This window comes from Gammaproteobacteria bacterium, assembly GCA_016765075.1.
GTDB lineage: Bacteria > Pseudomonadota > Gammaproteobacteria.
In genome coordinates this window covers 1-11,289 of the sequence record JAESQP010000059.1, presented here as the reverse complement: position 1 = coordinate 11,289, position 11,289 = coordinate 1, and the positions used below count along the sequence as shown (strand labels likewise).

The following is an 11,289-nucleotide window of genomic DNA, read 5'->3' as shown; positions in this document are numbered from 1 at the left end:
GAAAACAGCTGAGAAGAAAGTAGCTAAGAAGAAAGTAGCTAAGAAGAAAGTAGCTAAGAAGAAAGTAGCTAAGAAGAAAGTAGCTAAGAAGAAAGTAGCTAAGAAGAAAACGGCTAAGAAGAAAACGGCTAAGAAGAGAAGATAGTCAACATTTGAGCCATAGTTTGACTTAATAAAAAGCCCACGTATGTGGGCTTTGTTTTATTTATCAGTTAGTTAGATGTTTTACATAAGAATTGTCGGTAGGCAGGGTTGTCTGTCTCTTCTTTGTATGGATAGTTGAGTTTTGTTAAAAAGCGATGCAGTTTTTCAAGCTGATTTGGCTCCACTTGTATGCCCATCAATATTCTCCCATGCGCCGCGCCATGATTACGATAATGAAATAAACTAATATTCCATTCGTTGCCAATAGTGCTCAAAAACTGTAATAGCGCGCCAGGTCGTTCAGGAAACTCAAAGCGATACAGGTGTTCGTTGCTGAGTTTGGCGTAACCACCAATCATGTAGCGGACATGCAGTTTGGCTGTTTCATTGTTCGACATATCAATCAATGGATAGCCATGGTGTCGCAGTTGTTGAAATAATGCCTGTTTTTCTGTTTTACCTTTACTGATCTGTACGCCGACGAAAACCTGTGCTTGATGTTTATCACTAAAGCGATAATTAAATTCAGTAATACTACGATCACCGATTGCATGACAAAATTTATGAAAACTGCCAGGCTCTTCTACAATGGTGACAGCAAATAGCGCTTCGCGTTGCTCGCCTAGTTCAGCACGCTCAGCGATATAGCGCAGCCGATCAAAGTTCATATTGGCACCGCTGGCGATAGCAACTAAGGTCTGATTATGACAATTTGCGCCGGCAAGATATTTTTTTAACCCAGCAATGGCCAATGCACCCGCCGGTTCAGTGATTGAGCGGGTATCATCGAAAATATCCATGATTGCCGCACAAATTTCATCGCTATTAACGGTAATAACGCTATCGACAAGCTCGCTTGCAATGCGAAATGGCTCTTTGCCCACTTGTCGCACGGCAACACCGTCTGCAAAAATGCCGACTTCATCGAGTACAACACGTTTTTTATGCAGCAGTGCTTGTTGCATGCACGCGGCATCGTTTGGTTCGACACCAATAATTTTTATTGCTGGTCGCAGATGTTTAACGTAAGCAGCGATACCAGCGATAAGTCCACCACCACCAACTGGGACAAAAATGGCATAGATATCATCTTGTCGACGTTGCTCAAGTATCTCTAAGCCGACGGTGCCTTGGCCAGCAATAATATCTGGGTCATCATAAGGATGGATAAACGTCAGCCTTGCTGATTGTGCGTGTGCTGTTGCGTGTTGATAGGCTTCATCATAGGTGTCACCATGAAGGATGACTTTGGCACCGAGTTCGTTGACAGCATTAACCTTGATCGCCGGTGTGGTGCGTGGCATAACAATGGTTGCTGAAATTTGCAAACGCTGCGCGGCAAGTGCCACACCTTGCGCATGATTTCCTGCCGAGGCGGCTATGACGCCGCACTTTCGTTCGGGCGCGGTAAGATTGACCATCTTATTGTAGGCACCACGCAATTTAAAAGAAAAAACGGGTTGCAGGTCTTCTCGTTTTAGTAACACAGTATTGTTCAGTGTAAGCGACAGTTTTTCTGCTTTTTCTAAGGGGGTGCGTTGCGCTACATCGTAGACGGGTGCTTGTTTTATTTTTTCAGGGTAATTAATTGGCATCCGTGTAATCTATCACTATTTTGTATGTAATAGCACCGGTATGATACCGCTAATGATTTAAGAACAATGGAGCTCACCATGGATCAAAACGAAATGAAGCGCCAAGCTGCTGAGGCAGCGCTGGAATATGTTGAAGTAGGTAGTTATATCGGTGTTGGTACTGGCTCAACAGCGAACCTATTCATTGATGCCTTGGCGACAATAAAAGGTAAGATTGAAGGTGCTGTCGCCAGCTCAATTGCCACTGCCGAACGCTTAAAAAGCCATGGCATTGCTGTTTTTGAGCTTAATGAGGTGGATGGTTTGTCTATTTACGTTGATGGTGCCGATGAAGCCAACCCAAATCTACAGCTTATTAAAGGCGGCGGTGGTGCATTGACGCGCGAGAAAATCGTGGCGGCAGCGAGCAAGCGTTTTATTTGTATCGCAGATGATACAAAAATGGTCGATGTCTTGGGTGAATTTCCTTTGCCGATTGAGGTGATTCCAATGGCGCGTAGTTTTATTGCGCGTGAAATCGTTAAATTAGGCGGTGACCCGTATCTACGCGAAGGGTTTACTACCGATAATGGTAATCTTATTCTTGATGTTCATGGATTGCATATTAATCAGCCGGATGTTTTAGAAGAGACATTGAATAATATCCCTGGCGTGGTCACTAACGGTATTTTCTCAAAGCAGCGCGCGCAAATTGGTTTGTTTGGTAGCCCAGAGGGTTTGAAAGTTATAAAACCTTACGAACACTAAAGTGAGTGTTTAATTGCTATTATACAAACGAGTCACACCGAAAGCAGTCTTAATCAGATGCTCTTTAAGATGAGTATTGCTATGCCGAATCAGCGAGTTGTTTTTTAATGTAGACCACATTCCTTGCTTGCTGGGTTTTCCCACCACCAACGGCCAGCACGTATATCCTCGCCAGGGCTGATGGCACGAGTGCAGGGTGCACAGCCAATGCTTGGATAGTTTTTATCGTGTAGCGCATTATAGGGAACCTTAGCCTCATGTAGGTATTCCCATACGTTCGCTTCATTCCATTCGGCAAGCGGGCTGAATTTTTGTAATCCGTTATTGGCATCCCACTCAGAAACAGGCAGGTCTGCACGTGTTACTGCTTGTTCACGTCGTAAGCCAGTCACCCAGGCTTTTTTGCCAGCAATCGCCCTACGTAATGGTTCGACTTTGCGGATAAAACAGCAACTTTTACGTAATTCAACGCTTTGGTAAAACGCATTGGGGCCATTTATTTGAATATAGTCTTCGACTGATTTTGTCTGAGGAAAATAAGTGACGATAGGTTTACTATAACGTTTACGCACTTCCTGCATAAGCTGATAGGTTTCTTCTGGTAAGCGACCTGTGTCAAGACTGAAAATTTCGATATCGATGTCATGCTGATTGATTAGATCAGTTAACACCATATCTTCTGCGCCAAAACTGTTAGCAAAGGTTGCTGGTGAATATTCACTAGCAATAGTTTTTAATATTGCAACCGTATTATCCAGTTTGGCTTGTAATGCAACAGAAAGGCTCATATTTGTCTCCTGTTTGCTTAGGGACGCTCTGAATAAGTCTGGTTGAATTTAGCCAGCGTAAAACAATCATGACTTGTTCAGAGCTTCCTTAGGTGGATCTACAGCTGGCTAGATTGCTTTGACAACGTTGACGCGCAAACTATCGTTGCTATTTTCTGCAACAGCTTGATGGCCGTCGGCCTTGAGGCTGGCACATAATTTTTTCTGTGACTCTGGTGAGTCGACAATAAAACTCACTCGGCCACCATTAGCAAATTCTTTTAAGGCGTTACGCGCCTTGATGTAATGCAAAGGGCAGCTGTAATCACTGATATCTACAATGACCGCCTTACTGCTTACTTTTTTTTTACCAGGGACACGGTCAAGTCAAGCTGTGAATCGATACTTTGGCATGCTTTGGCAGCCTTGGTAACCCAGGCATCCACTTTGCTGGCAATTTCTTCGTTGAACTTCATGCTATCGAAGTCTTCACGAAATGCTTGTGTAAGTGCAGCAATAGATTTAAATTCTTTGGCAAGATCAGCACAACTTTGCGGTGCTTGGCTGAGGTTGTTCAACACAGTGTCGAGATCGTCATCGTGTTTTTGACCGGCGACAAACTGTAGCGATTGTCCTACCATAAGACCAATTTGTTCAACGCACTCGACAGCCTCTTCAGCTAGATTTTGCGCGGCAAAGGAATTACGGCAATCGCGTTCATAGGCTGTTTCAGCAAAACGTGAAGCAACGAAGTCTTGTGATGCACCGGCACACTCACCACCGCCTAATTGTAAGACCTTAAAGTCGGCTGATTCGCCATGGTCGGCAAGAATATTGGGTACGTCTTGTTCGCTGATTTCAGTGAGATCAGATAACATGGCTTTGATGTCATCAACACCACGGCGATGCGCCCAAGTATAGAAACTTTCGTTCGCTGCAGATTCATCCGCATAGCTGTCTTGTAGTCGTTGAATAGCAGTATTGATGCGTGCAGAAGGAACAGACGGGCCTTTTAGAGCCAGGCTGCCGGTGCCACGGCCATCACCACCAATATACATTTGATAGTGCGGGATTAATTTGCCGTGCTTACGTTTACCTTCGCCATAAATACCAATGTCACCGGTTTCTGGTTGCGCGCAACCATTGTGGCAACCGCTGACACGCAGGCGTAGATCATTTTTGCCGCCAGTCACTATACCGGCTGCAACACGTGACGAAGTAATACCTAAACGACAGGTTGTTGTGCCAGGACAAGCCACAACGTCATCACCGGTTTTGGGTTCAGACAGGCCAATATTGGCAATCGCATTGCGTGTCGATTCGATGCTATCACTCGGTACGTTTAACAAAATTAGATTTTGATCTTGCGTTGCGCGCGCTGCGTTAACATTTTCATTACGCATAATGCTCACTACCCCACGCATTTGCGCTACGGTCATATCACCTAAAGTTAGGCTAATAGGAAAGACGTGTAGGTCAGCTTGTTTTTGTGCTATCACCGCGCGTGGCGCGCCAGCGGTCATAGTGGAATTGTTTGTCCCTGCTTGCCAATCGATAGGGGCAGTTTTATGATCTGCATAAGCAATTTTGGTGCGAGCAAACTCCTCATGATATTTTTCCATAAAACCTTCGACGCCAAAGGTGCTGACCAAAAACTTAATGCGTGCCTTGGCACGACGTTTACGGTCTGAATATTTATGGTGCATCGAAATCAGTGCTTCTATTGAGGCCAGCAAATATTTCTCTTCAAGAAACTCTTCAACAACAATCGCTTCGCGTGGCTTATGACCGAGACCACCGCCAGCGAGGATTTTAAAACCGAACTTGCCATCACGATTAACCGCAACAACGCCCAGATCATGCATCATTCCTTGTGCACAATCTGTCTCACAGCCAGAAAAGCTCATTTTGAATTTACGTGGCAAATGCTGGGTTAGTGGATGGCGTAAAAAGCGTTCAACCACGGTATCGAGCACCGGGTTAATATCAGTATGCTCGTGTGAGCAAACACCGGCCAGAGGGCAGGCGGTAATGTTACGCACAGTATTGCCGCAGGCTTCGCGTGTTGTTAAACCGCTTTCGGCCAGACGTAGCATTGCTGCGGGTGTTTCTTTTAACGGGATATAGTGAACCTGAAAGTCTTGGCGTGTTGAGATATGGGCAAGATCGTGCTGTGATTGATTTTCGAGAATGTCAGCAACAGCTTCGAGCTGATCAGCATTGATATTGCCGCCGGGCAGTTTAATGCGCAGCATATGCACGCCATCCTGACGCTGGCCATAACAGCCGTGTTGCAGGCGGGAAGCCATGAAACGCCCAGCATCCATCTCGTCATTAAGAAAGGCCTTAACGCTTTCTTTATAACGATCAATTTCTGCAAAATCAACCAATGACATGTGCTCTTCCTCTGTACTTTAAATAAATTGGTGTATTAGCTACGTTAATGTGCCAGCACAAACTTGATACCGACCATTAGTAGAATACTCGCCAATAAGGGTCGCATGATTCTGTCTGGCACCACTGTGCCAAAATGGCTACCTATATATATTCCAGGTAGCGAGCCAACTAGCATAGCAGTTAGCAGACTGGTATCCACCGTACCCAATTGTAAATGACCCAGGCCAGCGACAGCGGTTAGCGGCACCGCATGGGCGATATCTGTTCCCACGATTCGAATCGTGGGGATGCGAGGATACAGGAACATGAGGATTGCTGCACCTAAAGCCCCTGCGCCGACTGAGGATATTGGTACGAGCACGCCTAAAAGTACACCAGCGAGCACGGTAACGCGGTCTCGATAGGCGCGTAGCGCAGGGTAGCGCTGCCGCAAACCATCGCCGAGCTGATGCATTTTTGACTTAAAGAATATCGATGCCGCTGTCAAAATCAGTGCAATGCCAAGGCCGTTGGTTATAAATTTCTCGATAAGCGGATCGCCTGTGCCAACTTGACCAATGACGTAAACGGTTAGCAATGCGGTGGGAATACTGCCGAGTGAGAGTAAACCGGCAATGCGCCACTCGACTGTGTGGCGACGTGCATGAACCCAGATACCCCCCGTTTTAGTAATCGCGGCAAACAGCAGGTCGGTACCGACGGCAATAGCGGGTTCGACTTTGAAAGCGAATATCAACAAGGGCGTCATCAAAGAGCCGCCACCGACGCCTGTTAGGCCAATTAAACATCCAACAGCAAAGCCGGCAGCGGTGAGCATCCAGTCAAATGTCATGACACATTAGAGGCTTTTTTGGGTAAAAATATTATAATAATCAATCTATTACGTGAGTTTTGGCTGATGTGGGAAGTTGATTGGCACTATATCAAAGGCTTTATAGTAAAAATAATAATAAGTTCTGCTATATGTAGAATAATTTGGTATAAGGAAGCATGAAATTACAGCAATTGCGTTTTGTTCGTGAGGTGGCACGTAATGGCCTGAATATATCGGCAGCGGCACATAGCCTGAATACTGCACAACCCGGCGTCAGTAGCCAGATCCGTCAGCTTGAAGAAGAGTTGGGTATCGATATTTTCGTCCGTCATGGCAAACGACTGACGGCTATCACTGAGCCAGGCCATCAGGTTGTCGCCATAATAGAGCGGGTATTGCAAGATGCCGATAGCATAAAATGTGTAGCGCAAGAGTTTTCGCAGCAAGCCACGGGTAGCTTATCGATCGCGACGACGCACACACAAGCGCGTTATTCATTGCCGCCTGCGATTAAGCGTTTTACAGAGCAATATCCTAACGTGAGCCTTAATATTCACCAAGGCAATCCCACTCAAATATGTGAATATGTGTTGTCGGGTGAAGCAGACATTGCGATTGCCACGGAGGCGATTGCAACTTACGATGAGTTGGCGACCATGTCTTGTTATGACTGGAACCGCTGTGTCATCGTACCGCCTGATCATCCGCTGTTGGCTATTGAACAACTCAGTCTTGGGCATTTGGCGCAATATCCGATTATTACCTATGATTATGCTTTTGCTGGGCGCTCCAAAATTAACAAGGCGTTTGCTGATTGCGGTTTAAACCCGGATATCGTACTCACTGCGATTGATTCAGACGTGATAAAAACGTATGTAGAGCTAGGCTTAGGTGTTGGCATTCTCGCATCAGTTGCATTTTCAGCACAACGTGATACGACCTTACGCTCTATTGATGCTAGCCACTTGTTTGATTCAAGCACAGTGCGTATTGGCATACGTCGTGGGTGTTATTTACGCAGTTATATCTATGATTTTATACAATTTTTCGCGCCACATTTAACGCGCGAAGTGGTTGATAAGGCAATGGCGGGCTAGTGCTTTATTGTTGGTGAAATGTCTCGGATCAAACCTCTGGACATTGCGCTGGTTTACTCTTTGCTAGTTTCTTCCGTCTCATCCATTGACTGGATAAAGTCGCAAGTGTCTTGCGGGCAAAGTTTTTGTTTGCCAGAGCGTTTTGTCACCTTGATAGTGAGAATGGGCCACTGACATTCGGGGCAGCTTTCTTTAACTGGTTCGTTCCATAGAGCGTAATCGCAGTCGGGGTAACGTGCGCAAGAATAAAATATCTTACCGCGACGTGATTTGCGTTGCAGTATTGTTCCCTGCTTGCATTTTGGACATTCAACTTCAGTGTCTGCGGGTTTTTCTAATGGCTCCATATGTTTGCAGTCAGGGTAGCTGCTACAACCAATGAACTTACCGTAGCGTCCGCTACGGATAATTAGATTTGATTCGCACTCAGGGCATTGTCGACCTTCAATGACTTCCGGCTCATCTTTGCTATTGCCATCCATGTCACGTGTGTAATCACACTCAGGGTAATTGGTGCAACCGATAAAGCGGCCGCGCCGACCAAGGCGAATCGATAACTGGCTTTCACACTTCGGACATTTTTCATCCATCGCTTCTTGCGTGACATCTTTACGCTGTACATTGGCGTTGGTGTCGTTAATACGCTCTTTGAACGGCGACCAAAACTGTTGCAGAACAGGCAGCCATTGTAGTTCACCACGCGATACGGCATCGAGTTGATCTTCAAGCTTAGCTGTAAATTCATAATCCACATATTGTGCAAAATAATTGGTCAAAAACCTATTGACGACACGACCGACATCGGTTGGCGTAAAACGGCGTTTTTCCAATTCGACATATTCACGCGAGACTAAGGTTGACATAATAGAGGCATAGGTCGATGGCCGACCGATGCCGTATTCTTCTAATGTCTTGACCAGGCTGGCTTCAGAGAAACGTGGCGGTGGCTCGGTAAAGTGTTGTTCGCTGCGAATGGTTTTCAGTGAAATGGTGTCACCTTGCTCCATCGGCGGCAGTATGCGTTCGTCTTTGTTGCCCCCCTTATCACTCGGCTGATCGTCTTGTCCTTCCTGATAAACCGCCATGAAGCCGGGTTGTCGTACGGTTGAACCGCTAGCACGAAAGATGCCCACATCGCCAGCTTGTAGGTTAACGCCAACCATGTCCAAGGTGGCATGAATCATCTGGCAAGCAATGGTACGTTTCCATATTAATTGGTAGAGTTTGAACTGATCGCTGGTTAAGTGTGTTTTGATTTCGCCTGGCACGTAATTAGCGCTAGTTGGACGAATGGCCTCATGCGCTTCTTGAGCATTCTTGGCTTTCGTCTTAAAACTATTCGGCGTTTTAGGTATTTCACTGGCGCCATAGCGTTTTGTAATCAATTCACGAATTTCTTCGATGGCTTCGGCCGCTAGGTTGACTGAATCGGTGCGCATGTAGCTGATTAGACCGATTGGGCCATCGCCACCACCAATGTCAACGCCTTCGTAAAGTTGCTGCGCAGTGCGCATAGTACGTTGCGCAGAGAAGCCGAGCTTGCGCGAGGCTTCTTGTTGTATGGTTGATGTGGTGAATGGTGGTTGCGGATTACGTTTACGTTGTTTCTTTTCTATTTTAACAACGGTGAGTGTTTTGCCGGCAGCGTCAAGCAAGGCTTGACGTGTAGATGCTGCATCGTCGGTGTTATTAATAGAAAACTGTTTGATTTTTTCGCCTTTGTATTCGGTCAATTTGGCGACAAAATCGGTTTTACTTTTGTTGAGATCGGCTTCGATCGTCCAGTATTCTCGTGGCACGAAGGCTTCGATAGCTTCTTCACGTTCGACGATCATCCGTAGAGCGGGACTTTGTACGCGACCGGCGGAGAGTCCACGACGAATTTTTTTCCACAATAAGGGTGACAAATTAAAACCGACCAAATAATCGAGCGCACGTCGTGCCTGTTGCGCATTGACCATGTCGATGGAGAGTTCACGTGGATTTTGTATTGCGTCAGTGACCGCTTTTTTTGTAATTTGGTTGAAGGAAACGCGATGAACGGCTTTGCCTTTTAGCAGTTTTTTATCGTTGAGCATTTCATAGACATGCCAGGCAATGGCCTCACCTTCGCGATCTGGATCAGTGGCGAGGTATAAGGCATCGGCTTTCTTGACGGCCTTAACGATGGCGTCGAAGTGTTTTTTGTTGCGATCAATGACCTGATAGGTCATTTTAAAGTCATTATTCGGGTCAACCGCGCCTTCTTTTGGCTTGAGGTCGCGTACATGGCCATAAGAGGCAAAGATTTCAAAATCCTTGCCCAGATATTTTTTCAGTGTTTTGGATTTTGCTGGTGATTCAACGATGACGATGTTTTGGGTCATGTTTTTGCTGCTATGGCTTAAAGTTGTGGTTTTAGTGTAGATGCATTGGTGCTGATTCCAACACCAAATTTTCTATCCAATTATGGGTATCTTGTCCTGGCTGGTTAAACAAAACCATTAGTACGACCCATTTTAGATGATCAAGATCGATATCGGCTGATTCCAGTGCCATGATACGGTCGATGACGAGTTCGCGACTGATGCTATCGAGGATGCCTGTTTGTTCCAGGAAGATAAGAAAGCCACGACATTCAACATTGAGCCGAGCCTGTTCTGAGCTAGCAAAAATACGCATCGAGGCAGGTTGGCCATTCCCGCGGATTAGTTTGTGTTCGGGCAGGGTGGTTAAGCCTTCGAGCCAATCAAAGGCTTTATCGACTTCACCTTCTGGGAAACCGGCGGCCATTAGCTCTTCTGTCAACAACGCCTGGTTTGAGGTGATTTCACTTTCGCCGTCCATATAGTTTTGAAATAAATATATTAGTACGTCGAGTACGGTTTCTTTCATAATCCTGCCTTAGGGGGCGTTAATAATCATTTTGACGGCTCTGCTGGCGCTCATTTTTCATCTAGCAAGGCCGAGCGAGTGTGGTGTGGTTGCCCCACACAAGCGAGCGACAACGCCGCTGGGTAAAAATGAGCGCCAGCCCTTCGGATTGCGCCTGAAAAAACGCCATACTACGTTGTTCGTCGTTTATTTGGAACCACCAAACTTCTCTCCTCACGCCTTGTACCCCAAGGGCACTTCCTGTGGGGCGTCTGGCGCTTTTTCAGGCGCAACAGAGCCGTCAAAATGATTATTAACGCCCCCTAGCTGCAGAGGCGATAGTACATGCCTCCAGGTGCAGATGATACATGTCCAAGCAATTCTAATGCCAACAGAATGGAGGAAACTTGCTCTATCGTCAATCCACTTTGTACCACAATACTATCAATCAATGTGGGGTCATAGTCGACAGAATAAAGTACTTTATTCTGGCAAGGGTCGAGTTTCGGTTTTGCTGATGTCGGTAGATGGCTTGTTTGTACAGGGCTCACAAGCAAAAAACCGTTGAGATTATTGAGTACGTCCTGGGCGCCACTGACCAATGTAGCACCCTCTTGGATAAGGCGGTTGCAGCCCGCTGCCATTGGGTTTTGTATAGCACCGGGCACTGCCATGACCTCGCGCCCCTGCTCTAGCGCTAGCTTGGCGGTAATCAATGAGCCACTTCTCTCGCTCGCCTCGATAACTAATGTGGCGAGACTCAGACCACTGATAATACGATTGCGGCGCGGGAAATGGTGGCTTAGCGGTGCGGTGGTTGGCGCCCACTCTGATAGCAACACACCGTTTTCGCCAATGCACCGAGCGAGATGTTG

11 protein-coding genes are annotated in these 11,289 nt (G+C 46.4%); 3 read left to right on the top strand and 8 right to left on the bottom strand.

Annotated elements, in window-relative coordinates; translation table 11 throughout:
* Positions 1-145 (top strand): hypothetical protein (locus JKY90_03685; GenBank protein ID MBL4851367.1); only part of this gene is annotated, 145 nt, incomplete at its 5' end.
* A gap of 67 nt (positions 146-212) precedes the next feature.
* Here JKY90_03685 and ilvA read toward each other — a convergent pair.
* On the bottom strand, positions 213-1,739 hold the full coding sequence (gene ilvA / locus JKY90_03680; GenBank protein ID MBL4851366.1) for a threonine ammonia-lyase, biosynthetic: 1,527 nt from the start codon (positions 1,737-1,739) through the stop codon (positions 213-215).
* A 78-nt stretch (positions 1,740-1,817) separates the two neighbouring features.
* On the opposite strand from ilvA, the gene rpiA reads away from it, so the two are divergent.
* Positions 1,818-2,486, top strand: a complete 669-nt coding sequence (rpiA, locus tag JKY90_03675; GenBank protein ID MBL4851365.1) for a ribose-5-phosphate isomerase RpiA — start codon at positions 1,818-1,820, stop codon at positions 2,484-2,486.
* A 104-nt stretch (positions 2,487-2,590) separates the two neighbouring features.
* Here the strand turns inward: rpiA and JKY90_03670 are convergent, their stop codons facing one another.
* From JKY90_03670 to JKY90_03655, 4 genes are all read right to left on the bottom strand, one after another.
* Entirely contained in the window at positions 2,591-3,274 is a 684-nt protein-coding gene (locus tag JKY90_03670) for a phosphoadenylyl-sulfate reductase (GenBank protein ID MBL4851364.1), read from the bottom strand.
* A gap of 108 nt (positions 3,275-3,382) precedes the next feature.
* Positions 3,383-3,565 carry a hypothetical protein gene (locus JKY90_03665; protein MBL4851363.1) on the bottom strand — a complete coding sequence of 61 codons (183 nt, stop codon included), beginning with the start codon at positions 3,563-3,565 and terminating at the stop codon, positions 3,383-3,385.
* A 44-nt stretch (positions 3,566-3,609) separates the two neighbouring features.
* Positions 3,610-5,649, bottom strand: a complete 2,040-nt coding sequence (locus JKY90_03660; protein ID MBL4851362.1) for a nitrite/sulfite reductase — start codon at positions 5,647-5,649, stop codon at positions 3,610-3,612.
* A 44-nt stretch (positions 5,650-5,693) separates the two neighbouring features.
* Entirely contained in the window at positions 5,694-6,467 is a 774-nt protein-coding gene (locus JKY90_03655) for a sulfite exporter TauE/SafE family protein (protein ID MBL4851361.1), read from the bottom strand.
* 173 nt (positions 6,468-6,640) lie between these two features.
* Here JKY90_03655 and cysB point away from each other — a divergent pair, with 173 nt between their 5' ends.
* Complete coding sequence (gene cysB, locus JKY90_03650; protein ID MBL4851360.1) at positions 6,641-7,561, top strand: HTH-type transcriptional regulator CysB; 921 nt, start codon at positions 6,641-6,643, stop codon at positions 7,559-7,561.
* Between the two features lie 53 nt (positions 7,562-7,614).
* On the opposite strand, the gene topA is transcribed toward cysB, so the two are convergent.
* From topA to JKY90_03635, 3 genes are all read right to left on the bottom strand, one after another.
* Positions 7,615-9,927, bottom strand: a complete 2,313-nt coding sequence (topA, locus tag JKY90_03645) for a type I DNA topoisomerase (GenBank protein ID MBL4851359.1) — start codon at positions 9,925-9,927, stop codon at positions 7,615-7,617.
* Between the two features lie 31 nt (positions 9,928-9,958).
* A complete protein-coding gene (locus JKY90_03640; GenBank protein ID MBL4851358.1) occupies positions 9,959-10,435 on the bottom strand; it encodes a DUF494 domain-containing protein in 477 nt (158 codons plus the stop codon).
* Positions 10,436-10,737: 302 nt separating this feature from the next.
* A partial coding sequence (locus JKY90_03635) for a DNA-protecting protein DprA (protein ID MBL4851357.1) occupies positions 10,738-11,289 on the bottom strand: 552 nt, incomplete at its 5' end.